Annotated in this window: 23 protein-coding genes and 1 other RNA gene; 5 read left to right on the top strand and 19 right to left on the bottom strand. The window is 54.3% G+C overall.

Annotated features, from left to right (window positions below; all coding sequences use genetic code 11):
- Positions 1-31 precede the first annotated feature (31 nt).
- The 7 genes from gcvP to ABIB59_RS12660 form a co-directional block, all read right to left on the bottom strand.
- Entirely contained in the window at positions 32-2,905 is a 2,874-nt protein-coding gene (gcvP, locus tag ABIB59_RS12630; RefSeq protein WP_335256269.1) for an aminomethyl-transferring glycine dehydrogenase, read from the bottom strand.
- 125 nt (positions 2,906-3,030) lie between these two features.
- Complete coding sequence (gene gcvH / locus ABIB59_RS12635) at positions 3,031-3,420, bottom strand: glycine cleavage system protein GcvH (RefSeq protein ID WP_039077981.1); 390 nt, start codon at positions 3,418-3,420, stop codon at positions 3,031-3,033.
- A gap of 25 nt (positions 3,421-3,445) precedes the next feature.
- Positions 3,446-4,540, bottom strand: a complete 1,095-nt coding sequence (gene gcvT / locus ABIB59_RS12640) for a glycine cleavage system aminomethyltransferase GcvT (protein WP_354035657.1) — start codon at positions 4,538-4,540, stop codon at positions 3,446-3,448.
- Between the two features lie 421 nt (positions 4,541-4,961).
- A complete protein-coding gene (gene ubiI, locus ABIB59_RS12645) occupies positions 4,962-6,164 on the bottom strand; it encodes an FAD-dependent 2-octaprenylphenol hydroxylase (protein WP_108700655.1) in 1,203 nt (400 codons plus the stop codon).
- Positions 6,165-6,182: 18 nt separating this feature from the next.
- Positions 6,183-7,361 carry a 2-octaprenyl-6-methoxyphenyl hydroxylase gene (gene ubiH / locus ABIB59_RS12650; RefSeq protein ID WP_039077984.1) on the bottom strand — a complete coding sequence of 393 codons (1,179 nt, stop codon included), beginning with the start codon at positions 7,359-7,361 and terminating at the stop codon, positions 6,183-6,185.
- Positions 7,358-8,674: a Xaa-Pro aminopeptidase gene (pepP, locus tag ABIB59_RS12655; RefSeq protein ID WP_039077985.1), complete on the bottom strand. Its 1,317-nt coding sequence runs from the start codon at positions 8,672-8,674 to the stop codon at positions 7,358-7,360. Before pepP ends, ubiH begins: the two co-directional genes overlap by 4 nt.
- A gap of 24 nt (positions 8,675-8,698) precedes the next feature.
- Entirely contained in the window at positions 8,699-9,277 is a 579-nt protein-coding gene (locus ABIB59_RS12660; protein ID WP_125123904.1) for a YecA/YgfB family protein, read from the bottom strand.
- A 223-nt stretch (positions 9,278-9,500) separates the two neighbouring features.
- Between ABIB59_RS12660 and zapA the strand changes: the two genes are divergently transcribed.
- The 3 genes from zapA (at position 9,501) to ABIB59_RS12675 (ending at position 10,671) form a co-directional block, all read left to right on the top strand.
- Positions 9,501-9,830: a cell division protein ZapA gene (gene zapA / locus ABIB59_RS12665; protein ID WP_039077987.1), complete on the top strand. Its 330-nt coding sequence runs from the start codon at positions 9,501-9,503 to the stop codon at positions 9,828-9,830.
- 41 nt (positions 9,831-9,871) lie between these two features.
- Positions 9,872-10,055, top strand: a non-coding RNA gene (ssrS, locus tag ABIB59_RS12670) — 6S RNA.
- A 19-nt stretch (positions 10,056-10,074) separates the two neighbouring features.
- Positions 10,075-10,671, top strand: a complete 597-nt coding sequence (locus tag ABIB59_RS12675) for a 5-formyltetrahydrofolate cyclo-ligase (RefSeq protein ID WP_354035660.1) — start codon at positions 10,075-10,077, stop codon at positions 10,669-10,671.
- An 84-nt stretch (positions 10,672-10,755) separates the two neighbouring features.
- Here ABIB59_RS12675 and serA read toward each other — a convergent pair whose 3' ends face one another.
- Both serA and rpiA read right to left on the bottom strand, forming a co-directional pair.
- Positions 10,756-11,988, bottom strand: coding sequence for a phosphoglycerate dehydrogenase (gene serA, locus ABIB59_RS12680; RefSeq protein WP_039077989.1), 1,233 nt, complete (start codon positions 11,986-11,988; stop codon positions 10,756-10,758).
- Positions 11,989-12,253: 265 nt separating this feature from the next.
- Positions 12,254-12,913: a ribose-5-phosphate isomerase RpiA gene (rpiA, locus tag ABIB59_RS12685; RefSeq protein WP_039077990.1), complete on the bottom strand. Its 660-nt coding sequence runs from the start codon at positions 12,911-12,913 to the stop codon at positions 12,254-12,256.
- Positions 12,914-13,087: 174 nt separating this feature from the next.
- On the opposite strand from rpiA, the gene argP reads away from it, so the two are divergent.
- Entirely contained in the window at positions 13,088-13,981 is an 894-nt protein-coding gene (argP, locus tag ABIB59_RS12690; protein ID WP_039077991.1) for a DNA-binding transcriptional regulator ArgP, read from the top strand.
- A gap of 104 nt (positions 13,982-14,085) precedes the next feature.
- Here the strand turns inward: argP and ABIB59_RS12695 are convergent, their stop codons facing one another.
- The 7 genes from ABIB59_RS12695 to tkt form a co-directional block, all read right to left on the bottom strand.
- Complete coding sequence (locus tag ABIB59_RS12695) at positions 14,086-14,835, bottom strand: oxidative stress defense protein (RefSeq protein ID WP_039077992.1); 750 nt, start codon at positions 14,833-14,835, stop codon at positions 14,086-14,088.
- Positions 14,836-14,929: 94 nt separating this feature from the next.
- Positions 14,930-15,565: an arginine exporter ArgO gene (gene argO, locus ABIB59_RS12700; protein ID WP_039077993.1), complete on the bottom strand. Its 636-nt coding sequence runs from the start codon at positions 15,563-15,565 to the stop codon at positions 14,930-14,932.
- Between the two features lie 139 nt (positions 15,566-15,704).
- Positions 15,705-16,565, bottom strand: a complete 861-nt coding sequence (locus tag ABIB59_RS12705; protein WP_354035663.1) for a small-conductance mechanosensitive channel MscS — start codon at positions 16,563-16,565, stop codon at positions 15,705-15,707.
- A 186-nt stretch (positions 16,566-16,751) separates the two neighbouring features.
- Positions 16,752-17,831, bottom strand: a complete 1,080-nt coding sequence (gene fbaA, locus ABIB59_RS12710; protein ID WP_039078179.1) for a class II fructose-bisphosphate aldolase — start codon at positions 17,829-17,831, stop codon at positions 16,752-16,754.
- Positions 17,832-17,929: 98 nt separating this feature from the next.
- Positions 17,930-19,093, bottom strand: a complete 1,164-nt coding sequence (pgk, locus tag ABIB59_RS12715; RefSeq protein WP_039077995.1) for a phosphoglycerate kinase — start codon at positions 19,091-19,093, stop codon at positions 17,930-17,932.
- A 49-nt stretch (positions 19,094-19,142) separates the two neighbouring features.
- Positions 19,143-20,162: an erythrose-4-phosphate dehydrogenase gene (gene epd / locus ABIB59_RS12720; protein ID WP_165158018.1), complete on the bottom strand. Its 1,020-nt coding sequence runs from the start codon at positions 20,160-20,162 to the stop codon at positions 19,143-19,145.
- Between the two features lie 334 nt (positions 20,163-20,496).
- Positions 20,497-22,488 carry a transketolase gene (gene tkt, locus ABIB59_RS12725; protein WP_354035666.1) on the bottom strand — a complete coding sequence of 664 codons (1,992 nt, stop codon included), beginning with the start codon at positions 22,486-22,488 and terminating at the stop codon, positions 20,497-20,499.
- A gap of 281 nt (positions 22,489-22,769) precedes the next feature.
- Between tkt and loiP the strand changes: the two genes are divergently transcribed.
- Entirely contained in the window at positions 22,770-23,528 is a 759-nt protein-coding gene (loiP, locus tag ABIB59_RS12730; RefSeq protein ID WP_039077998.1) for a metalloprotease LoiP, read from the top strand.
- 180 nt (positions 23,529-23,708) lie between these two features.
- On the opposite strand, the gene speA is transcribed toward loiP, so the two are convergent.
- The 3 genes from speA to yqgG form a co-directional block, all read right to left on the bottom strand.
- The gene (gene speA, locus ABIB59_RS12735) at positions 23,709-25,685 is read right to left on the bottom strand and encodes a biosynthetic arginine decarboxylase (protein ID WP_072039714.1); all 1,977 of its coding nucleotides are present in this window, start codon (positions 25,683-25,685) and stop codon (positions 23,709-23,711) included.
- 8 nt (positions 25,686-25,693) lie between these two features.
- The gene (gene yqgB / locus ABIB59_RS12740; RefSeq protein WP_132438713.1) at positions 25,694-25,825 is read right to left on the bottom strand and encodes an acid stress response protein YqgB; all 132 of its coding nucleotides are present in this window, start codon (positions 25,823-25,825) and stop codon (positions 25,694-25,696) included.
- A gap of 92 nt (positions 25,826-25,917) precedes the next feature.
- On the bottom strand, positions 25,918-26,061 hold the full coding sequence (yqgG, locus tag ABIB59_RS26390) for a small protein YqgG (protein WP_418904020.1): 144 nt from the start codon (positions 26,059-26,061) through the stop codon (positions 25,918-25,920).
- Between the last annotated feature and the right edge of the window lie 69 nt (positions 26,062-26,130).

A 26,130-nucleotide genomic window follows, 5' to 3' on the forward strand; every position in this document is an offset into this window, starting at 1 on the left:
GTTCACCCGGCCTGTAGAAGCGTAGCGCTAATTACTGGTATTCGCTCATCGGCACGCAAGAGCAGAACAGGTTGCGGTCGCCGTAAACGTCATCAAGACGTTTTACCGTCGGCCAGTACTTGTTCGCTACACCCGCCGGGAAGACAGCCTGCTCACGGGTATAACCGTGATGCCACTCCGCCACCAGCTCGTTCTGCGTATGTGGTGCATTCACCAGCGGGTTATCGGCAAGCGGCCATTCGCCTGCTTTTACGCGGTTGATCTCGCCACGAATGGCCAGCATCGCGTCAATAAAGCGATCCAGTTCCGCTTTGCTTTCTGACTCCGTCGGCTCAACCATTAGGGTACCCGCAACCGGGAAAGACATGGTCGGCGCATGGAAACCGTAGTCAATCAGGCGTTTCGCAATATCCAGTTCACTGATACCGGTCTCTTCTTTCAGCGGGCGAATGTCGAGAATACATTCATGCGCCACGCGACCATCGCGACCCGTATACAGAACCGGGAATGCCTCTTTCAGACGGCTGGCGATGTAGTTGGCATTCAGAATCGCCACCTGGCTTGCCTGTTTCAGCCCTTCGGCGCCCATCATGCGGATGTACATCCAGCTAATTGGCAGAATCGACGCGCTACCAAACGGGGCGGCGGATACCGCGCCCTGACGGGTCAGCATGCCTTCAATCTGCACCACGCTGTGGCCCGGTACGAACGGTGCCAGATGCGCTTTCACGCCAATCGGCCCCATACCCGGACCGCCACCGCCGTGCGGAATACAGAAGGTTTTATGCAGGTTGAGATGCGACACATCCGCACCGATAAAGCCCGGAGAGGTAATCCCCACCTGAGCATTCATGTTCGCGCCGTCGAGGTAAACCTGCCCGCCAAATTGATGCACAATTTCGCACACTTCACGGATAGTCTCTTCGTAGACGCCGTGGGTGGACGGGTAGGTCACCATGATGCAAGAGAGATTTGCCGCATGTTGTTCCGCTTTCGCGCGCAGATCGGCCAGATCGATGTTGCCGTTTTTATCACAGGCCACAACCACCACCTGCATACCAGCCATCTGTGCGGATGCCGGGTTGGTACCGTGTGCAGAGCTTGGGATCAGACAGATATCGCGATGGCCTTCGTTGCGGCTCTCATGGTAGTGACGAATCGCCAACAGGCCCGCATATTCCCCCTGCGCGCCAGAGTTCGGCTGCATACAAAGGGCATCGTAACCCGTCAGTTTCACCAGCCAGTCGGAAAGCTGGTTGATCATGTGGTGGTAGCCTTCGGCTTGTTCTGCCGGGCAGAACGGATGCAGTTCGGCGAATTCAGGCCAGGTGATCGGAATCATTTCCGCTGCGGCGTTCAGCTTCATGGTGCAAGATCCCAGTGGGATCATCGCCTGATTGAGCGCCAGATCTTTGCGCTCCAGAGAGTGCATGTAACGCATCATCTCGGTTTCACTGTGATAGCGATTAAAGACCGGGTGGCTCAGGATCGCATCATCACGCAGCATGGCGGCAGGCACAGAGCGGCTGTCGAGCGCCACGTCTTTATCCAGCACGTCAATGTCCAGTCCGTGCGCATCGCCCAGCACGACGGCAAAAAGTTTCTGCACATCTTCACGGGTGGTGGTTTCATCGAGCGTGATACCCACGGCATTCAGAATGTCGCTACGAAGGTTGATTTCAGCCGCTTGCGCACGCGCCAGCACGGCGGCTTTGTCGGCCACTTCCACGCACAGGGTGTCAAAGTAGTGCGCGTGACGCAGCTTAAGCCCTTTTTGCTGCAGGCCGGCCGCCAGAATATCGGCCAGACGATGGATACGGCTCGCAATACGTTTCAGGCCAACCGGACCGTGATACACCGCGTACAGGCTGGCGATGTTGGCCAGCAGTACCTGCGAAGTACAGATGTTGGAGTTCGCTTTTTCGCGACGGATATGCTGCTCGCGGGTCTGCATCGCCATACGCAGTGCGGTATTGCCCGCCGCGTCTTTGGAGACACCGATGATACGTCCCGGCATTGAGCGTTTGAATTCATCTTTTGCGGCAAAGAATGCCGCATGCGGGCCACCGTAGCCCATCGGCACACCGAAGCGCTGCGCAGAACCGAAGACAATGTCTGCCCCTTGTTTGCCCGGCGCAGTCAACAACACCAGCGCCATAAAATCGGCGGCTACGCTGACCACAATTTTACGGGCTTTCAGCTCGGTAATCAGTGCGCTGTAGTCATGTACTTCGCCGGTCGTGCCCACCTGCTGCAACAGCACGCCAAACACATCCTGATGATCCAGCACCTTGCTGGCATCATCCACGATAACGTCAAAACCAAAGGTTTCGGCACGGGTGCGCACCACATCGAGCGTTTGCGGATGAATGTCGGCGGCAACAAAGAAACGGTTGGCATTTTTCAGTTTGCTGACGCGCTTTGCCATCGCCATTGCTTCGGCAGCGGCGGTAGCTTCATCCAGCAGAGAAGCCGAGGCCATGTCGAGGCCAGTCAGGTCGAGCGTCACCTGCTGGAAATTCAGTAAGGCTTCAAGGCGCCCTTGTGACACCTCCGGCTGATACGGCGTATAGGCAGTGTACCAGCCTGGGTTTTCGAGCATGTTACGCAGAATAACCGGCGGTAATTGCACGGCGGTATAACCCATGCCAATGTAAGACTTAAAGCGCTTGTTGCGACCAGCAATCGCTTTCAGCTCCGCCAGTGCGGCGTATTCGGTCGTGGCTTCACCCACCTGCGGCGGCGTGGCAAGCTGGATATCTTTCGGCACGATCTGGGCAATCAGTGCGTTTAACGAATCCGCGCCAACCGTTTTCAGCATCTCCTGCTGTTGCTGAGCATCCGGCCCAATGTGACGTTCAATGAAAGCGCCACGGTTTTCAAGCTGGCTTAAAGTCTGTGTCATGAGCGATGGTTCCTGAAACGTGCGGTGATTTTAAAATTGCCTCTTCGTCAGGAAGAGGTTTGGGGTGAAAGCGCTAATATTCCTTCACCCCGCCCCTCTCCCCGTGAGGGAGAGGGAGAAAACCGTTATTCGTCTTCGAGTAAGGCTTCGTAAGCGGTCGCATCCAGCAACGCAGCAACTTCCGATTCATCACTGGCTTTGATTTTGAAAATCCAGCCTTCGCCGTACGGCTCGCTGTTAACCTGCTCCGGCGCATCGCCCAGTGCCTCGTTAACAGCAACGATTTCGCCGCTGATCGGCGCATAAATATCGGAAGCCGCTTTCACGGATTCCGCGACGGCGCAATCATCACCTGCGGCAACGGTTGCGCCCACTTCTGGCAGATCAACAAACACCATGTCACCCAGCAGTTCCTGAGCATGTTCAGTGATACCGACGGTGTACGTGCCATCCGCTTCTTTACGCAGCCACTCGTGTTCTTTGCTGTATTTCAGTTCTGCAGGTACGTTGCTCATCACTAAATCTCCAAATAAGAATGAATCACGCGACGGCTTTGCCAGCGCGTACAAAAATAGGTTTCGTCACTTTTACCGGCATTTCACGATTACGGATCTGAACGATTGCCGTGTCGCCAACGCCCGCTGGCACACGCGCCAGTGCAATACTGTAGCCCAGCGTCGGCGAGAACGTACCGCTGGTGATCACGCCTTCTTGCGCGTTACCGTGGGTATCTGTGAACCGCACCGGCAATTCGTTACGCAGCACGCCTTTCTCGGTCATGATCAGACCGACTAATTGTTCGGTGCCTTTCTCGCGCTGTAATTCGAGCGCTTCGCGACCGATAAAATCACGGTCCGCCGGTTCCCAGGCAATGGTCCAGCCCATATTGGCGGCGAGCGGCGAAACGCCCTCGTCCATCTCCTGACCATACAAGTTCATGCCCGCTTCAAGGCGTAAAGTGTCGCGCGCGCCCAGGCCACAAGGCTTAACGCCCGCCTGCACCAGCTTCTGCCAGAAATCGGCTGCCTGTTCGTTCGGCAGAGCGATTTCATAACCCGCTTCGCCGGTATAGCCGGTGGTCGCGATAAACAGATCGCCGGCCTCAACGCCAAAGAAGGGCTTCATGCCTTCTACTGCCTGACGCTGTTCGTCAGTGAACAGGGTCGCGGCTTTAGCCTGCGCGTTTGGCCCCTGGACGGCAATCAACGACAAATCGTCACGGACGGTGATATCAATGGCGAAAGGTTCAGCGTGTTGGGTAATCCAGGAGAGGTCTTTTTCGCGGGTGGCGGAGTTTACAACGAGGCGGAAGAAGTCTTCGGTGAAGTAGTAGACGATGAGGTCATCAATGACACCGCCCGACGCATTGAGCATGCCGGAATATAGCGCCTTGCCGGGTTTGGTGAGTTTCGCTACGTCATTTGCCAGCAGGTAGCGCAAGAATTCCCGGGTTCGACTGCCACGCAAATCGACAATCGTCATGTGCGATACATCGAACATGCCCGCATCGGTACGCACCGCGTGGTGCTCATCGATTTGCGAGCCGTAATGCAGCGGCATCATCCAGCCATGGAAATCCACCATGCGTGCGCCGCACAGCGTGTGTTGTTCATACAAAGGAGTCTGCTGGGCCATCTTTTCCTCGTCGAATAAGCGGGGCTTTCACGTTTTCAGCGGTGAAAAAATCATCGCATGACAAGACGTCGACACCGATCCCGGTCGCCGACGCAAACGTTCACTTTCGCCTGAACTTATCACCGAAAGCGGCACTTAACCATAAGAGAAAATGGGTCATCACATTAGCTTATGACCATTTTTCACAAAAACCCCAACAGAATATTACACCAGACTTAAGCGTGAAATGGCGCATAAAGAATCACTCTCGCATAGCGGGTATCGCAAATAGCGATATTTACCACCACAAAAGAGATAATTTTCCCGACAGCAAAAAAACGAGAGATGAGAAAAACTAATCTGAAAAATGACGTGAAATTAGAATTTTTCAAATGAGGCAGGGTATCCCTTCCCGCGAGGGGGAAGGGAAAGTGTGACGCAGTTAACGCAACCACTGAGGGAGGTCATTCAGCCCCATCGCCTGACGCAATAACTGTGGTTTTACCCCAGGCAATCTGTCCGCCAGTTTCAGGCCAATGTCCCGGAACAGTTTTTTTGCCGGGTTGGTGCCGGAAAACAATTCCCGGAAACCCTGCATCCCGGCCAGCATCAGCGCGGCACTGTGTTTACGGCTGCGTTCGTAGCGGCGCAGATACATGTGCTGACCAATATCTTTGCCCTGAGCGTGCAGCCGCTTGAGTTCGCTCACCAGTTCTGCCGCGTCCATGAAGCCCAGGTTAACGCCCTGCCCGGCAAGAGGATGGATGGTGTGCGCCGCATCGCCCATCAATGCCAGACGATGCCCGGCAAAATGACGCGCGTAACGTCCGGTTAGCGGGTAGACCTGCCGCTCGCTTTCCACGTGACACAACCCCAGGCGATTATCAAACGCGACGCACAGCGCCTGGTTGAAGGCCTCTTCGTCTGCCTGCTGCATTTGCGCAGCCAGCTCAGGCGGCAGCGACCAGACGATTGAACACAAGTGCGGGTCGGCCAGCGGCAGAAACGCGAGGATGCTTTCATCGTGGAAAACCTGCCGCGCAATAGCCTGATGCGGCTCATCGGTACGGATGGTCGCCACCAGCGCATGATGGTTATAGTCCCAGAAGGTCAGTGGAATATCGGCTTTATTGCGTAACCATGAGTTAGCGCCATCGGCCCCGACGACCAGCCGGGCGGTTAACATATTGCCATCTTTGAGGGTAAGAAATGCTTCGTTCTCACCCCAGGCCACCTGTTGCAGTTCCGCTGGTGCCAGGATTGACACATCCGAACACTGCAGGGCTTTGTTCCACAACGCCTGATGAATGACGCTGTTTTCAATAATATGACCGAGATGGCTGTAACCCATACTCTGATCGTCAAAGGCAATGCGGCCAAAGCTGTCTTTATCCCACACTTCCATGCCGTGATAACAACTGGCGCGATGGGCAATAATGGATGACCAGACGCCCAGGCGCGTCAGCAGTTTTTCGCTGGCGGCGTTGATCGCCGAGACACGCAGTTGTGCAGGGGCATCCTCTTTCAGGGGGACGGGCGCATGCTGTTCCAGCACCGCCACTCGCAGGCCACTGCCCTGTAATCCACAGGCCAGCGCCAGTCCCACCATGCCGCCGCCTACAATTGCCACATCAACATTTTGCACAAATAGCTCCTGAAGACCTTAACGCGCCACCCAGCCCAGAGTACGCTGCGCCAGCGCATCACGCGCCGGGGTAAATAATTCCATTGCCATCAAACCGACGTTACGCCCGACAACCAGCGGCGCCCAGCGATTAGCAAAAAGGTGTACTAAACCATCTGTCACGCCAATCGTAGCGCACTTATCATCACGGCGACGATCGCGATAGCGTGTCAGCACGCCATAACCGCCAACATCCTGCTGCTGTGTCCAGGCATCGGCCAGCGTTTCGGCCAGGCTCATCACATCACGCATCCCCAGGTTAAAGCCCTGCCCGGCAATCGGGTGGAGCGTCTGCGCGGCATTTCCAACCAGCACAGTACGATGTGAAATAGGCGAGGAGGCGGTGGAGAGAGAAAGCGGATAGGCGTTACGGACTCCCGCCTGCATGATTCGGCCCAGCCGCCAGCCAAAGGCTTTTTGCAGCTCATGGCAGAAGGTCTCATCGCTCCAGTTCAGGATCTGTTCCTGTCTGTCGAGCGGGTGACACCACACCAGCGAGCAACGTCCGTGCGACATCGGCAGCATTGCCAGCGGGCCGTGAGCGGTAAAACGCTCAAACGCGCGCCCCTGATGCGCCACCGAGGTCGTGACGTTCGCAATCACCGCAACCTGCTGATAGGGCGCCTGTTGCCAGCTAATGCCACATTGCGCACCCAGCGCAGAGCGGGAGCCATCCGCGGCGACCAGCAGGGTTCCGTTGATCGTCTCCCCACTTTCCAGTGCGACCGCCACGCGGTCTTCATCCCTGGAGAAGAAGCTCACCCGTGCCGGACAATGGAGCGTCACGCCAGGCGCTTTTTTCAGAAGACTAAAAAGACGGGTACCGACATCGTGCAGTTCCACCACCTGGCCGAGCGCCTCAATGTGATAATCATCAGCATCAAGGGTCACGAAACCGGCGTGGCCGCGATCGCTGACATGCACGGTGGTAATCGGCGTGGCTTTCTCGACGATATGTGACCAGATCCCCACTCGCGCGAGCTGCTGGCACGTTCCCGCCGCCAGCGCGATAGCGCGCGCATCAAAACCAGGGTGATCCTGAGAACTCGGTTCGGTCGCTTCGATCAGATGAACAGGAAGGCGACCACCGGTTAAATGCGAAATCGACAGCGCGAGCGTCGCGCCTGCCATACCGCCACCAACAATAATCACACTCATAAGCGACGCGCCGCTGCCATCAGCGCCTCGATGTCATCGGCTTTTTTGACGACGCTGGCGGTGAGGTTTTCATTACCGTTTTCGGTGATCACAATGTCATCTTCCACGCGAATGCCAATCCCCCGATAGGCTTCTGGTACGTCGGCATCCGGGGCGATATAGAGACCCGGCTCAACGGTCAATACCATCCCCGGTTCAAGGATGCGCGAGCGATCCTGACCATAGACGCCGACATCATGGACATCCAGCCCCAACCAGTGGCTCAGACCATGCATAAAGAAAGGGCGATGCGCATTCTCAGCAACCAGCGTGTCAACCTCGCCCTTAAGAATGCCCAGTTTCACCAGCCCGGTGACCATGATGCGCACCACTTCCCCGTTCACTTCCTGAATCGAGGTGCCGGGGCGGAACAGGCGCAGGGCCGTTTCCAGTGATTCCAGTACAATGTCATACACTTCACGCTGCGCCGGGCTGAACTTGCCGTTTACCGGAAAGGTACGGGTAATATCGCCGGCATATCCCATGTATTCGCAACCTGCGTCGATCAGCACCAGATCACCATCACGCATCACGCTTTCGTTTTCGGTGTAATGCAAAATACAGCCGTTCTCCCCGGCACCGACGATAGTGGTATAGGACGGAAAACGGGCGCCGTGACGGTTGAACTCGTGGTGGATTTCCCCTTCGAGCTGGTATTCAAACATCCCGGGTTTACAGGTTTGCATGGCGCGGGTATGTGCCAGCGCCGAAATCTCCCCGGCGCGACGCATTACCTCAATTTCTTCGGCTGACTTGAACAGACGCATTTCATGCACGATGGGCCGCCAGTCGGTCACCGTGGCCGGGGCCGTGAGATTCTGTCGAGAGCCTTTACGCAGTTTATCCAGTGCGGCAAAGACAATCTCATCGGCATAAGCGTATTCGCCCTGGGCGTGATAGACCGCGTCCAGGCCGTTGAGCAATTGATAAAGATGTTTACCTATTTCCGGAAACGCCAGCGCCCTGTCCACACCCAGTTTTTCTGGCGCCGCTTCCTGCCCCAGACGTCGGCCAAACCAGATTTCCGCCGTCTTATCGCGGATCCGGTTAAACAGGACGCTGTGGTTATGGGTATCATCACTTTTAATCAGCACCAGTACCGCTTCCGGCTCATTAAAACCGGTGAAATACCAAAAGTCGCTGTTCTGACGATACGGGTATTCACTGTCGGCACTGCGGGTCGCTTCCGGCGCCGCGAAAATAAGCGCCGCGCTGGCTGGCGCCATTTGCGCCAGCAACGCCTGACGGCGTCGGAGAAACTCAAGCTGTGTCATGACATCTCCTTTGAGCGGAATAGATTAATGCAGGGTTGGCTTACGCACTTCGGGTGCCGTTGGCTGCGGGCGGGTAAATGTGTCATGGCACAGCAGCGCCGCAACGCGCACATATTCGATGATCTCTTCGAGCGACATCTCAAGCTCTTCCTGATCTTCATCTTCGTCATAACCGAGCAAAGCAATGTTACGCAGATCGTCAATCGCTTCACCGGTTTCGCCGGTCACTTTGTCGAGTTTCGGCTGCGTGACGCCAAGCCCCAGCAGGAAGTGGTTAACCCAGCCTGCCAGCGCATCGGCACGGTCAAACACGCTCACGTCGTCGCCGGTCGGCAGATAAAGCTGGAACAGGAAACCGTCATCTTCCAATGAGTCGCTGGTGGCGGCATGCATACTGCGCAGCGCCTGAGCGAGCTCATGGCCGAATGCCAGCCCTTCGTTAGTCAGGTCATGCAACAGCGGCTGCCAGGAGCTGTCGTTGTTGCCGCCACAAAGCATCCCCGCGATAAGCCCGTGCATTTCCGCAGGAATCAGTCCAACACCTTGCTGATTGAGCAACTGGCCTACATCGTTGTAACCAGGTATTTCGTTCTGTATAGACATGCGCATTCATCGTCGTTGGGGAGAATATTCATGGTATGCTACCACTTTGGACCCTGGTGATATACCCGTCATGCTTCACGTTACATGCCTTTGCATGCGCTATGAGTGAATTAAGGTATAGCAAAGAGCTTGAATCCTCTCACCAGGGTGGCTATAGTGACGCCCCTTCGCAGCCAGGACTCGGGTGTGAAGGCAGAGCGCAGTCAAACAGCAGGAAGGTGGCATGTCTGCACAACCCGTCGATATCCAAATTTTTGGCCGTTCACTGCGAGTGAATTGCCCGCCTGAACAGAGAGATGCTCTGAATCAGGCCGCGGAGGATCTAAATCAGCGGTTGCAAGATCTGAAAGTTCGCACTAGAGTCACAAATACTGAGCAGTTAGTCTTTATCGCAGCGCTGAATATCAGCTATGAACTGACTCAGGAAAAGGCAAAAACCCGTGACTACGCATCCAGCATGGAACAGCGTATTCGGATGTTACAACAGACCATCGAACAGGCATTGCTTGATCAGGGTCGCATATCCGAAAGGCCGGGGCCGAAGTTTGAATAACACTTCAAGGTTAACTATGGTAGAGTGACCGTGAAGAAAAAATTTCTCTGAGATGTTCGCAAGCGGGCCAGTCCCCTGAGCCGATATTTCATACCACAAGAATGTGGCGCTCCATGGTTGGTGAGCATGCTCGGTCCGTCCGAGAAGCCTTAAAACTATGACGACACATTCACCTTGAACCAAGGGTTCAAGGGTTACAGCCTGCGGCGGCATCTCGGAGATTCCCTTCTTTCTACCTGGTACCATGACACAACTTTCTGCTCTTCCCCCATCACGTCAGGAAATCCGTAAAATCATACGGCAGCGTCGTCGCGCCCTTACCGCCGGGGAACAGGAACACTTTTCGATTGCAGCGGCAGCGCGCATGATGGCGTATCCGCCGGTCGTGATGGCGCATACCGTCGCCCTTTTTCTCTCCTTCGATGGCGAACTGGACACCCAACCGCTTATCGAACAACTCTGGCGCAACGGCAAACGCGTTTATCTGCCGGTTCTGCATCCGTTCAGCCCGGGCAATCTGCTGTTTTTGCAATACCATCCGCATAGCGAGCTGGTTATCAATCGCCTGAAAATTCAGGAACCGAAACTGGACGTACGCGATGTTTTACCGCTTGCGCAGTTAGATGTCCTGATAACCCCGCTGGTTGCCTTTGACAGCCAGGGGCAACGGCTGGGAATGGGCGGTGGCTTTTACGACAGAACGCTGCAAAACTGGCAACAGTACGGGTTACAGCCAGTGGGTTATGCGCATGATTGCCAGCATGTTGATATGCTTCCAGTGGAAGAGTGGGATATTCCGCTCCCTGCGGTGGTGACGCCGTCGAGGTTGTGGAGTTGGTGAAACCACAGGGTGAGTGAGAACACATAAAAACGGCAACCCTCAGGTTGCCGTTTTGCATTTATCTCGCCATCCAGTACTGCAAAATCAGTACAGCAGGCGTGCGCGAATCGTACCCGGGATCGCCTTCATGCTCTGCAGCGCTTTTTGCGCCACATCTTCTTCGGCTTCAATATCGATAACCACATAGCCCATATACGGCGTCGTTTGCAGATACTGAGCCGCGATGTTGATACCGTCGCCAGCAAAGATCTGGTTGATTGCGGTCAGCACGCCTGGACGGTTTTCGTGGATATGCAGCAGACGACGACCGCCGTGCAGCGGCAGCGATACTTCCGGGAAGTTAACGGCAGAGAGCGTTGAGCCGTTATCAGAGTACTTAATCAGCTTACCCGCTACTTCCAGACCGATGTTTTCCTGCGCTTCCTGGGTTGAACCGCCAATATGCGGCGTCAAAATCACATTATCGAATTCGCAAAGCGGTGAATTAAACGGATCGCTGTTGGTTGCAGGCTCAGTCGGGAACACGTCGATTGCCGCGCCCGCCAGGTGTTTACGTTTAAGCGCATCGCACAGCGCCGGAATATCAACAACCGTACCACGTGCGGCGTTGATCAGCAGTGATCCCGGCTTCATCAGCGCCAGCTCTTCCGCGCCCATCATGTTTTTGGTCGAGGCATTTTCCGGCACGTGCAGACTGACAACATCGCTCATATTGAGCAAATCGGACAGGTGCTGAACCTGGGTCGCGTTACCCAGCGGCAGTTTGCTTTCAATATCATAGAAATAAACGTGCATACCGAGTGACTCAGCCAGAATGCCAAGCTGCGTACCGATGTGGCCGTAGCCAATGATGCCCAATTTTTTACCGCGCGCTTCGTAAGAGCCCACGGCCAGTTTGTTCCAGATTCCGCGGTGCGCTTTGGCGTTCGCTTCCGGAATACCGCGCATCAGCAGTAACAGCTCGCCAATCACCAGTTCCGCCACGGAACGCGTGTTAGAGAACGGGGCGTTAAATACCGGGATACCGCGCTGTGCCGCCGCATCCAGATTGACCTGGTTGGTACCAATACAGAAACAACCAATCGCAACCAGTTTTTCAGCGGCGGCAATAACATCTTCGGTCAGGTTAGTACGGGATCGAATGCCAATGAAGTGGGCATCACGGATAGACTCTTTGAGCTGCTCACTGTCGAGCGCGCCTTTGTGATACTCGATGTTGGTGTAACCTGCTGCACGAAGGCTATCGAGTGCTTTCTGATGCACCCCTTCGACGAGCAGAAATTTAATCTTGTCTTTCTCCAGTGATACCTTTGCCATTTACCCGACCCTGTTTTTTGTCATAACTGATGTTGTGTGGATATTCATCCGCTGTAGTCAACATATCAAAAAAAACTATTGCAGCAATATGAACGTTTGCGTCGGCCCTGTGAAGGAATGTCATACAGTAAGAAATGGCAGAGGAATATGCTGGAAATAGCCACAGAGGCGGGAGGATTATCAGGGCGAATCCAGAAACGTGACAGATGTCACCAAATTTGCTCTTTGAGATTTTTTTCATGGGGGAACACGTCCCCCACACAGATCATTTTGTGATGGTTTTGACGCCATCGGCGCTGCCGATCAAAGCCACATCCGCGCCGCGGTTGGCAAACAAGCCCACGGTTACCACACCCGGAATGCCATTAATCGTATTTTCCAGCGCAACAGGATCGATAATTTCCAGACCAAAGACGTCGAGGATCACGTTGCCGTTGTCGGTGACCACATTCTGGCGATATTCAGGGCGACCGCCCAGCTTCACCAGTTCACGCGCTACGGCGCTTCGTGCCATCGGGATCACTTCCACCGGCAGCGGGAATTTACCGAGGATCTCGACCTGTTTGGACGCATCGGCAATACAGATAAATTTATCGGCTACCGAGGCAATGATCTTTTCGCGCGTTAACGCGGCGCCGCCGCCTTTGATCATCTGCATCTGGCCGTTGATTTCATCCGCGCCATCAACATAAATTCCCAGACGATCGACTTCGTTCAGATCGAATACGGTGATACCCAGGCCTTTTAGTTTTTCTGTCGAGGCGTCGGAACTGGAGACCGCCCCTTCAATCTGACCTTTCATGGTACCGAGCGCGTCAATAAAGTGCGCAGCGGTGGAGCCGGTACCAACACCTACGATAGTACCCGGTTCAACATATTTCAGCGCTGCCCAACCCACTGCTTTTTTTAATTCGTCCTGCGTCATCGTCGTTCGCCTGTGGTGAGAATGGTGTGGAATTCGAAGCGCATTATAGAACATGGAAGGGGGAAAAGTCCCTGTGAGCTGTGTCACATTACCAGCAGGTACATTTTCGTCTGTAAGAGACAAAAAATTATGTCATAGTGCTGAGTAATTATTTTGCAGGAGTATGTCAGTCAGATGAAACGTCCGGACTACAGAACGTTACAGGCGCTCGATGCGGTCATTCGGGAACGTGGGTTTGAGCGCGCCGCGCAGAAGCTGTGTATCACTCAGTCCGCCGTATCGCAGCGTATTAAACAGCTCGAAAATATGTTTGGTCAGCCTCTGCTGGTGCGCACCGTCCCACCGCGCCCCACTGAACAAGGGCAAAAATTGCTGGCGCTGCTGCGTCAGGTAGAACTGCTGGAAGAAGAGTGGCTGGGTGATGAGCAAACCGGCTCCACCCCACTCCTGCTGTCGCTGGCGGTGAACGCCGACAGCTTGGCAACATGGCTGCTGCCCGCGCTGGCGCCGGTACTGGCCGACTCGCCAATTCGTCTGAATTTACAGGTTGAAGACGAAACCCGCACTCAGGAGCGTCTGCGTCGCGGCGAAGTGGTCGGTGCGGTAAGTATTCAGCCGCAGGCTCTGCCAAGTTGCCTCGTTGACCAGCTTGGCGCGCTTGATTACCTGTTTGTCGGTTCAAAAGCCTTTGCTGAACGTTATTTCCCGAATGGCGTAACCCGCTCGGCGTTACTTAAAGCGCCTGCCGTGGCGTTTGATCATCTCGACGATATGCACCAGGCCTTCTTACAGCAAAACTTCGATCTGCCGCCGGGCAGCGTACCCTGCCATATCGTTAACTCGTCGGAAGCATTTGTGCAACTGGCAAGGCAGGGAACGACCTGCTGTATGATCCCGCATCTGCAAATCGAAAGAGAGTTGAATGCCGGAGAGCTGATCGATCTGACGCCGGGTCTCTTCCAGCGCCGAATGCTGTTCTGGCACCGGTTTGCGCCAGAAAGCCGCATGATGCGCAACGTCACCGACGCACTGCTGGCGTACGGCCACAAGGTGCTAAGGCAAGATTAAAACATTGTCTTACCGGGGCGACATATCGTGCAAAATGTAGCCCCCGGTAAGCGTGGCGCATTGGGGATTTCCCAGACGCGGCCACATATCCCACTCATTTGAAATTACTGCGTTTTGTCCGTTGTTGCTGGCTGCTGAGTCTGGCTCTGCGTTGGCTCAAGCTGGAACACAACGTCCACCTGATCGGCAAACTGAATGGTCGGCTGTTCATACGTTTCCTGTGCGGATACCGGCGCCGCATCTGCTTTCATCATGCGAACCATCGGGCTCGGCTGATAATTGGAAACGTGGTAACGCACGCTATACACCGGGCCAAGCTTCGCGTGGAAACCGGCTGCCAGTTGTTCGGCCTGATGAACCGCATCATCAATGGCGGCTTTACGCGCCTTATCCTTGTAAGAATCCGGTTGCGCAACGCCCAGCGAAACGGAACGGATTTCATTCAGACCGGCTTTCAGCGCACCATCCAGCAGAGAATTGAGCTTCTCCAGATCGCGCAGGGTTACTTCCACCGTACGTACGGCGCGCCAGCCTTTCAGCACGCTTTTACCGTTTTGGTAATCGTAATCCGGCTGGGTGCGCAAGTTGGCGGCGTTGATGTCTTTCTTCACTACGCCATTCTTGTCGAGGAAGGAGAGATACTCGGCGACGCGGTCGTCTGCCTGTTTCTTGGCGGTTGCAGCATCTTTCGCCTGGATGTTCACTTCAATCGCCAGGGTGGCAATATCCGGCACTGCGTCCACGCTCGACGTACCCGAGGTAATAATGTGCGGGCCATCAGGCAGTTCACTTGCCTGTACCGACATGACACTCAGTCCCACTAATGCCGCCAGGGCCATCACTTTGAATTTCACGGTTGCTCCTCCATGTTGCTTATTACGTCCGTAACAAAACGGCACGCCAGGCAAAAGCTTAGCGGATACCGTTGGTTTGTCTATCAGACCAGACTTAGTTTAATAACGCCTGCATATGGGCCACGCCCTCTTTTGCCAGTTGCGCGGCAATAACCCACATTACCGCCCCGACGATCAGATTGATGATACGTTGCGCTTTTGCCGTACGCAGACGCGGGGCAAACCAGGCCGCCAGCATCGCCAGGCCAAAAAACCAGATAACAGACGCACTGATCGTCCCCATCGCAAACCAGCGCTTCGGCTCTGCCTCCAGTTGCCCGCCGAGACTGCCGAGTACAACAAAGGTATCCAGATAGACATGAGGATTAAGCCAGGTCACCGCCAGCATGGTCGCGATGATTTTCCAGCGTCCCTGCTTCATCGCTTCGGCGCTGGCAAGCTCGATATGACTGCCGAATGCGGTTTTCAGCGCGCCATAGCCATACCACAGCAAAAAAGCGACGCCGCCCCAGGTGACCAGCCCCAGCAGCCAGGGAGATTGCATTAACAAGGCGCTGCCGCCGAAGACCCCGGCGCAAATCAGCAGCAAGTCGCTCAACGTACACAGCAAAGCCGTCATGATGTGGTACTGGCGACGGATCCCTTGGTTCATGACAAAGGCATTTTGCGGCCCCAGGGGCAAAATCAACGCCGCACCCAATATAAGCCCTTGAAAATAATAGGTTATCACAATAGATTCTCACTCATCTTTTTCTGGATGCAGACTATAACGCGCGAGAATCATTAGCGGAAATTGAATATTTTAATGAGTAATAAGCTAAGCTAATAATAGAAAGCAATAAAAAGGCCGGCAGTGCCGACCTGATTCTTTACTCTTCGACAGGCTCTTTTACCCGTTTGAAATTCACATCCATTTGCGGATAAGGGAAACTGATGCCGTGCTCATCAAAGCTGCGTTTCACTTTCTCCAGCACATCCCAGTAAACGTTTTGCAGATCACTACTGTTACTCCAGACGCGTACCACAAAGTTGATGGAAGACGCCCCGAGTTCATTCAGACGCACCGTCATTTCACGGTCTTTCAGAATACGATCATCATCCTGGATGATATCGGTCAGTAGTTTCGTGACCAGATCTATGTCGGAATCGTACGCAACGCCAATAATAAATTCGTTACGACGCATCGGCTCGCGGGAAAAGTTGATAATGTTCCCGGCGATAATTTTACCGTTGGGAACCACGATTATGCGGCCATCGGCGCTGCGCAGCGTGGTGGAGAAAATCTGCACCTGCAGAACGGTACCGGCGACGCCCCCCAGATCAACATATTCCCCGGAACGGAACGGGCGGAATGTCACCAGCAGTACCCCGGCGGCCAGGTTTGAGAGTGACCCTTGTAGCGCCAGACCAATTGCCAGACCGGCGGCACCCAGTACAGCGATGACTGAGGCGGTTTGTACCCCCACGCGCCCCAGTGCGGCTATCAGGGTAAATGCAATGACGCCGTAGCGCACCAGCGCAGAGAGAAAATCGGCAACGGTGGCATCAATGTGCCGCGCCCGCATCAGTTTATTGACGGTGTTTGAAATCATGCGGGCAACGATCATACCCACAATAATGATGGCAATGGCGGCAACGATGTTAACAGCGTAACTCAGCAGTAACGCCTGATTGGTCACCAGCCAGGAGCCTGCGTCATTGATGCTATCGACGACGTGAAGATCTTCCATTCTTTGTTCCTTATGTTGATCCGTACGAGAACAATCCTTCCCGACGGTGGCGGACAGACACCTAAAGGGTAAACAATAAGGGACGATTTTGCCAAATGGATCACCTTTAATGATGAGTGCAGGCTATTGAATCGGAAATAAAAAAGGCCCGCATAAGCGGGCCTGATTCAGGAAACAAGGCAAAAATTACAGAACGTCAACCGCGTTCAGTTCTTTGAAAGCCTGTTCCAGACGCGTGATCATAGAAGACTGCGCTGCACGCAGCCATACGCGCGGATCGTAGTATTTCTTGTTCGGCTGGTCTTCGCCTTTCGGGTTGCCCAGTTGACCTTGCAGATACGCTTCGTTGGCTTTGTAGTAGTTCAGAATACCTTCCCAGGTCGCCCATTGGGTGTCGGTATCGATGTTCATTTTGATAACGCCGTAGCTTACGGAGTCTTTGATTTCCTGAGCAGTAGAACCGGAACCGCCGTGGAATACGAAGTTCAGGGCGTTGTGCGGCAGGTTATGTTTCTTGCAAACATATTCCTGAGAGTCGCGCAGGATAGTCGGGGTCAGTTTCACGTTACCCGGTTTGTACACGCCATGCACGTTACCGAAGGAAGCGGCGATGGTGAAGCGCGGGCTGATTGCGTTCAGTTTGGTGTATGCGTAATCAACGTCTTCCGGCTGAGTGTACAGTGCAGAAGCGTCCATGTGGCTGTTGTCCACGCCGTCTTCTTCGCCACCGGTGCAACCCAGTTCGATTTCCAGCGTCATGCCGATTTTGGACATGCGCGCCAGATATTTGGAGCAGATCTCGATGTTTTCTTCCAGGGACTCTTCAGACAGGTCGATCATGTGAGAAGAGAACAGCGGTTTGCCGGTAGCAGCAAAGTGTTTTTCACCCGCGTCCAGCAGGCCGTCGATCCACGGCAGCAGTTTCTTGGCGCAGTGGTCAGTGTGCAGAATAACCGGAACACCGTAGTGCTCTGCCATCTGGTGTACGTGATGCGCACCAGAGATCGCACCCAGGATAGCAGCACCCTGAGGAATGTCGGTTTTCACGCCTTTACCCGCGATGAATGCAGCACCACCGTTGGAGAATTGAACGATAACCGGTGCTTTCACTTTCGCAGCGGTTTCCAGAACGGCGTTAATGGAATCGGTGCCCACGCAGTTAACTGCTGGCAGCGCAAAGTTATTTTCTTTCGCTACCTGGAACACTTTCTGTACGTCATCACCGGTAATGACGCCCGGTTTTACGAAATCAAAAATTTTAGACATGTTTTCGAGTCCTGTATCTGTATCTTCGACCGTTGGAAAAAAGTTCGCGAGCATGATGCGCGCTGAAAATTGGGCAGGTTTCCCTGCCCATTGAATACTTACTTCTTAGCGCGCTCTTCGAGCATTGCGACTGCCGGCAGCACTTTGCCTTCCACGAACTCGAGGAACGCACCGCCACCAGTGGAGATGTAGGAGATTTTGTCAGCGATACCGAACAGGTCGATAGCCGCCAGAGTGTCGCCGCCGCCTGCGATGGAGAACGCTTCGCTGTCAGCGATGGCGTTAGCAACGATTTCAGTACCTTTGCGGAAGTTCGGGAATTCGAACACGCCAACCGGGCCGTTCCACAGAATGGTTTTCGCGTTTTTCAGGATATCAGCCAGTTTCTGCGCAGAAACATCGCCCAGGTCCAGAATCTGCTCTTCGTCTTTGATGTCAGAAACAGATTTCAGGGTAGCGGTCGCGGTTTCGGAGAACTCAGTAGCAACACGAACATCTGTCGGAACCGGAATATCGCAGGTGCCCAGCAGGCGTTTTGCTTCGTCAACCAGGTCAGCTTCGTACAGGGATTTACCCACGTTGTGGCCCTGAGCAGCAACGAAGGTGTTGGCGATGCCGCCACCGACGATCAGCTGGTCAGCGATTTTTGACAGGGAGTCCAGAACGGTCAGTTTAGTGGAAACTTTAGAACCACCAACGATAGCGACCATCGGGCGAGCAGGTTCTTTCAGTGCTTTACCCAGCGCTTCCAGTTCGTCAGCCAGCAGCGGGCCTGCGCACGCAACATCTGCGAATTTACCGATACCGTGAGTTGAAGCCTGTGCACGGTGAGCAGTACCGAAAGCGTCCATCACAAATACGTCGCACAGTGCAGCATATTTTTTGGACAGCGCTTCGTCGTCTTTCTTCTCGCCTTTGTTGAAGCGAACGTTTTCCAGAACAACCAGTTCACCTGCAGCAACTTCAACGCCATCCAGGTAGTCTTTAACCAGACGTACCGGGTTGGACAGTTTGTCTTTCAGGTAATTAACAACCGGCAGCAGAGAGTACTCTTCGTTGTACTCGCCTTCGGTCGGACGACCCAGGTGGGAGGTAACCATCACTTTCGCGCCTTGTTTCAGCGCCAGCTCGATGGTCGGCAGAGAAGCACGGATACGCGCATCGCTGGTCACTTTGCCATCTTTAACCGGTACGTTCAGATCCGCACGGATGAAAACGCGTTTACCTGCCAAATCCAGATCGGTCATCTTAATTACAGACATGGTGAATCCTCTCAATGATTCATAAAGTTTTGCGAACGCAATGTGCGCCCTACCTGAAACCTTTTGCGGCCATCTCTAACGTCGTGTCGAGCATTCGGTTAGCAAAGCCCCATTCGTTATCGCACCATACCAGGGTTTTAATAAGGTGCGCGCCACTGACCCGTGTTTGCGTGCCATCAACAATGGCACTGTGCGGATCATGGTTAAAATCTGTTGAGACCAACGGTAATTCCGTATAGTCAACTATACCATGAAATGTTCCCTGTGCTGCTTTTTGCAGCAAGGCATTGACTTCACACGCTTTTACCGGATTTTTCACCGTCACGCTCAGGTCGATGGCCGTCACATTTATGGTTGGTACGCGTACCGCAATCGCCTCAAACCGGTCATAAAATTGCGGGAAAATACGGGTGATACCCGCCGCCAGTTTCGTGTCCACAGGAATAATAGACTGGCTGGCTGCACGCGTACGGCGTAAATCAGGATGATAGGCGTCAATCACCTGCTGATCGTGCATTGCGGAATGGATCGTGGTGACAGTACCCGATTCAATTCCCCAGGCGTCGTCAAGAAGCTTAATAATCGGAATAATGCAGTTCGTGGTGCAGGAGGCGTTGGACACAATACGATCGTCAGCTTTTAAGGCATCCTGGTTGACGCCAAAAACGACCGTCGCGTCGAGATCGTTACCGCCGGGATGCGAGAACAACACTTTCTTCGCCCCCGCCGCCAGATGCGCTTCGCCATCGGCACGGCTGCCAAACACGCCAGTGCAATCGAGCACTACATCAACGCCCAGCTCACGCCAGGGAAGCGCGGCAATATCGCGCTGGTGAAGAATACGAATCGCGTCTTCACCGACAAACAGCTGCTCGCGCTCCTGATGTACATCCCATGCGAAACGCCCGTGGCTGGTGTCATATTTCAATAAATGGGCCATGCCTGCCGCATCTGCCAGTTCATTGATTGCCACCACGGTGACTTCCGCCCGACGCCCGGATTCATACAAAGCACGAACCACGTTGCGCCCGATGCGACCGAAGCCATTAATCGCTATGCGTACGCTCATAGATCTCCTGCAAGGTTACCCAATTTGAGGTGGCTCACAGAGTAATGCAGCAACCTTTACAGGGGAACCTCGCCTGTCACAAACTGCGTTTGATTGATTAATTGTCGAACATTTAAGCGACTGAAACGCTTCAGCTAGAATAAGCGAAACACAGAATAAAAGGAATCCATGTCCAGCCCTGGCGACCATTTATCTGACTTGCGTCACATTTTTTGCGGGAATACGTCGAGGTAAAAAACAAAACGGTAACCTGTCGGTTACCGTTTTTGTATCCGTCCCCTCTCCCACCGGGAAAGGGGCAGATTGAGGGCATCAGCCCTCAATCCAATAGCAATTACAGCAGCGCTTTCGCTTTAGCGATTACGTTGTCTACGGTAAAGCCGAACTCTTCAAACAGCAGCTCTGCCGGTGCAGATTCGCCGAAGGTGGTCATCCCGACGATAGCGCCGTTCAGGCCCACATATTTGAACCAGTAGTCAGCGATACCCGCTTCAATTGCCACACGTGCAGAAACCGCTTTCGGCAGTACGGATTCACGGTAGGCCGCATCCTGTTTGTCGAACGCGTCGGTGGACGGCATGGAAACCACGCGCGCCTTCACGCCTTCGGCAGTCAGTTTTTCCCATGCGGCAACCGCCAGTTCAACCTCAGAACCGGTGGCGATGAAGATAAGCTCTGGCTGACCAGCGCAATCTTTCAGCACGTAACCACCACGGGCCACGTTTGCCAGTTGCTCAGCGGTACGCTCCTGCTGCGCCAGGTTCTGACGGGACAGAATCAGCGCGGTCGGGCCATCGGCACGCTCAACGCCGTATTTCCATGCCACCGCAGATTCTACCTGGTCACACGGACGCCATGTGCTCATGTTCGGGGTTACGCGAAGGCTTGCCACCTGCTCAACCGGCTGGTGAGTCGGGCCATCTTCGCCCAGACCGATAGAGTCGTGGGTGTAGACCATCACCTGGCGCTGTTTCATCAGGGCCGCCATACGCACCGCGTTACGGGCATATTCCACAAACATCAGGAAGGTGGAGGTGTACGGCAGGAAACCACCGTGCAGGGAGATACCGTTAGCGATAGCGGTCATACCGAACTCACGCACGCCGTAGTGGATGTAGTTACCGGCAGTATCTTCGTTAATCGCTTTAGAGCCAGACCAGATGGTCAGGTTAGAAGGCGCGAGATCTGCGGAGCCGCCGAGGAACTCAGGCAGCAGCGGGCCGAAGGCTTCAATCGCATTCTGGGACGCTTTACGGCTGGCGATTTTGGACGGGTTCGCCTGCAGCTTCGCGATGAATTCGTTGGCTTTTGCGTCGAAATCAGACGGCAGCTCACCGCTCATACGGCGGGTGAACTCTGCGGCTTCCTGCGGGAAGGCTTTGGCGTAGGCTGCGAACTTCTCGTTCCAGGCGGATTCTTTCGCCTGACCTGCTTCTTTTGCATCCCACTGAGCATAGATTTCAGACGGGATTTCAAATGCCGAGTGTTTCCAGCCCAGCGCTTCGCGGGTCAGTGCGATTTCCGCGTCGCCCAGCGGCGCGCCGTGAGAGTCGTGAGTACCCTGTTTGTTCGGCGAACCGAAGCCGATGATGGTTTTGCACATCAGCAGGGACGGTTTGTCGGTGACTGCACGCGCTTCTTCTACTGCACGTTTGATGGAGTCAGCGTTATGACCGTCAACACCACGTACTACGTGCCAGCCATAGGCTTCAAAGCGTGCGGCGGTATCATCGGTAAACCAGCCTTCAACGTGGCCGTCAATGGAGATACCGTTGTCGTCGTAGAACGCAACCAGTTTGCCCAGTTTCAGGGTACCTGCCAGGGAGCATACCTCGTGAGAGATACCTTCCATCATGCAGCCGTCGCCCATGAACGCGTAAGTGAAGTGGTCAACAATGTCATGGCCCGGACGGTTAAACTGCGCCGCCAGGGTTTTCTCCGCAATCGCCATGCCCACAGCGTTGGCAATGCCCTGACCCAGCGGGCCGGTGGTGGTTTCCACACCTGCGGTGTAACCCACTTCCGGGTGACCCGGGGTTTTTGAATGCAGTTGACGGAAGTTTTTCAGCTCGTCAATCGGCAGGTCGTAACCGGTGAGGTGCAGCAGGCTGTAAATCAGCATTGAACCGTGGCCGTTGGACAGCACGAAACGGTCGCGGTCAGCCCATGCCGGGTTCTGCGGGTTATGGTTCAGGAAATCACGCCACAGGACTTCGGCGATGTCAGCCATACCCATCGGGGCACCCGGGTGACCGGATTTGGCTTTCTGTACCGCGTCCATGCTCAGCGCACGAATGGCATTGGCAAGCTCTTTACGTGAGGACATTTTGACTCCAGATCGGACTGTTAAAGGCCATGCCCGGAACGACTTGACTACAGCGCGTTATGGGCTACGCCGGAAAAAAGTGCCAACAATGTAACCCAAGCGGCAAGTCATGTACATGGAGCATCCTTTTGAGGATTAAGAAATCTCTGGAAGGTGCATGGTCGTTGCGCAATGGACTCGCCCCGTAATCCTTCTATTCTTTATACTTGTGCAACTGCACCGGCTCGTTTGTGCGCGGCGCATTATCAGAATTATGAATTAACCTGCGTGGAAGATAAGAGATGAAAATTCGCCCGGCTTTGCTTGCTCTGACAACAGCGACCCTGTTGGCAGGTTGCCAGAATATGGACTCTAACGGTTTTATGACCTCCGGTGCAGAAGCTTTTCAGGCCTACACATTGAGCGACGCTCAGGTTAAAAGCCTGAGTGACGAAGCCTGTAAGCAGATGGACAGTAAAGCAACGATAGCCCCTGCGGGCAGTCAGTATAATCAGAGACTTAGCAAGATTGCCGCCGCACTGGGCGATAATATCAACGGCCAGCCGGTGAACTACAAGGTTTACGTAGCAAAAGATGTTAACGCCTTTGCCATGGCGAATGGCTGTATCCGTGTTTATAGCGGTCTGATGGATATGATGAATGACAACGAGGTCGAGGCGGTAATTGGCCATGAAATGGGCCACGTTGCGCTTGGTCACGTGAAGAAAGGCATGCAGGTGGCGCTTGGCACCAATGCCGTGCGTGCCGCGGCCGCATCGGCGGGCGGCGTCGTAGGCAATTTATCGCAATCTCAGTTGGGTGACCTGGGCGAGAAACTGGTGAATTCGCAGTTCTCACAGCGTCAGGAGTCCGAAGCAGACGATTATTCCTATGATCTGTTGCGCAAACGTGGAATTAGCCCAATTGGGCTGGCCACCAGCTTCGAAAAATTAGCAAAACTCGAAGAGGGTCGCCAGAGTTCTATGTTTGACGATCACCCGGCCTCGGCTGAACGTGCGCAACATATCCGCGATCGCCTGGCGGCGGACGGTATTAAGTAATTTGACATATAACATCCCCGGTGGCGCTGCGCTTACCGGGGCTACGAGTTACGCGCGTCGGTCACATCCTTCTCCACACTATCCATAAGCCGAACAGGCGCTTCATGCTTTCCAGGACGCTATAAATAAAAAACTGACCGATTTACATGATTAAACCGGTCAGTTAAAGGTGAGTTCTGATTACTCGTCTTCGAGGTAGGTATACCCGTACAGCCCTGCTTCAAACTCTTCGAGGAACTGCTGTTGCAGCGCATCGTCCAGATCGGTCTGTTTCACCTGATCGCGGAACTGAATCAGCAAAGTTTTCGGATCGAGCTGCACATATTGCAGCATATCGGCCACGGTATCGCCTTCATCCGACAGTTCAACTTCCACGCTGCCGTCAGGGAAGACAAAGACGTCCACCGCTTCGGTATCGCCAAACAGGTTATGCATGTTGCCGAGAATTTCCTGGTACGCGCCAACCATAAAGAAGCCCAGCATCGGCGGGTTTTCCGGGTCGTACTCCGGCATCGGCATGGTGGTCGCAATACCATCGCCATCCACATAGTGATCGATAGCGCCGTCGGAATCGCAGGTGATATCCAGTAACACCGCACGACGTTCCGGCGCGTGATTCAAACCTTCCAGCGGCAGCACCGGGAAGAGTTGATCGATACCCCAGGCATCCGGCATTGACTGGAACAGGGAGAAGTTGACGTAAATCTTATCCGCCATACGCTCCTGCAGTTCGTCAATAATCGGACGATGCGCGCGGTTGCTCGGGTCGAGCTGCTTTTGCACTTCATGGCACATGTTCAGATACAGTTGCTCTGCCCAGGCGCGCTCCTGAAGATTAAAAGTGCCAGAGGAGTAACCGATGTGAATATCGTGCAGATCCATCTGGCTGTCGTGCAGCCATTCGCGCAACGAGCGGCGGTTGCCGGTCTCATGCATCTCCAGCCAGGTTTCCCACATGCTTTGCAGCGGGCGGGCAGCGTCTTCTGGCGGAGGTGTCGCGTCGGTATATTCGTTACGCTCCACGCCGATGATGTTAGACACCAGCACAGTGTGGTGTGCTGTCACCGCACGGCCCGACTCGGTAATCACTGTCGGATGCGGCAGACCATTCTCTTCACAGGCATCGCCAATCGCCCAGATAATATTATTGGCATACTCATTCAGGCCATAGTTCACCGAGCAGTCTGACTGGGAACGCGTACCTTCATAGTCCACACCCAAACCGCCGCCCACGTCGAAGCACTGAATGTTGACACCCAGCTTATGCAGTTCAACATAAAAACGTGCCGATTCACGCACGCCGGTGGCGATATCGCGAATGTTGGCCATCTGCGAACCAAGGTGGAAATGCAGCAGTTGCAGGCTGTCCAGACGACCGGCATCACGCAGAATATCCACCAGTTGCAGAACCTGCGTCGCCGCGAGACCAAATTTGGATTTCTCGCCGCCGGAGGATTGCCATTTACCGGAGCCCTGCGACGCCAGACGCGCACGCACACCCAGGCGCGGCACCACATTCAGGCGCTCGGCTTCTTCCAGCACAATCGCGATTTCCGACATCTTCTCAATGACCAGATAGACCTTGTGGCCCATTTTCTCGCCAATAAGTGCCAGACGGATGTATTCACGGTCTTTATAGCCGTTACAGACAATCACCGAGCGGGTCATGCCCGCATGGGCCAGAACCGCCATTAATTCGGCTTTCGAACCGGCCTCAAGACCCAGCGGCTCGCCGGAATGGATCAGCGACTCAATAACGCGACGATGCTGGTTTACTTTAATCGGGTAAACCAGGAAGTAATCGCCGTTATAGCCATAGGATTCGCGCGCGCGTTTAAAGGCGGCGTTAATAGAGCGCAGACGATGTTGCAGGATCTGCGGGAAGCAGAACAGCGCAGGTAAACGCTGGCCTTGCGCCTCACGGGCTTTTACCAGTTGAGCCAGGTCAACACGGGCTTCCGGGACATCAGGATCCGGGCATACGCTGATATGGCCCAGTTCGTTGACGTCATAATAGTTATTACCCCACCAGGCAATATTGTAAGTACGAAGCATCTTGCTGGCTTCCTGGGAGCTCATCGCAACCTCCTGCATGGAACGTAGTACACCGTGTTCGCCTGCTGACGAAGGCGAAAATGAAGACATGTCGTCAGACATAGCGAACCTCAACTCTTTGTATTAAGTGTAAAACAGTTAACTACTATCACAACGTTACGTTGCGATAACAACCCATAAACAGTCTGGCTATGCAGCATAAGATGCTGAAACGCCGACTGTGCGACCGGTTTCTTGTTCATAACATTGTAAAACACGTGACCGAACGAAATATGACGGTTCGGCGAAACCACGAGAAAACCCCTGAATCAACAGGAGAGCCCTTGTTCAGTCATCACTGTGCCATACCGGCCCGGGAGTCCTGAGAAGCGCCGAAATGGGTATAACATCGGCAGGTTTGCAGATTTGAAATGCGGGTTGCGGGGAATAAACGCGCGTCAGAACGACGCAACGGATTCTGCTGAAAGCAACGGTTCATTATCTCGTATCACCTCCACACACGTCTTGCGACCTGCGACAAGCCAAAGCCATAAATTGCTTAACCCGG

The organism is Citrobacter sp. UYEF32, assembly GCF_040546205.1.
Taxonomy (GTDB): domain Bacteria; phylum Pseudomonadota; class Gammaproteobacteria; order Enterobacterales; family Enterobacteriaceae; genus Phytobacter; species Phytobacter diazotrophicus.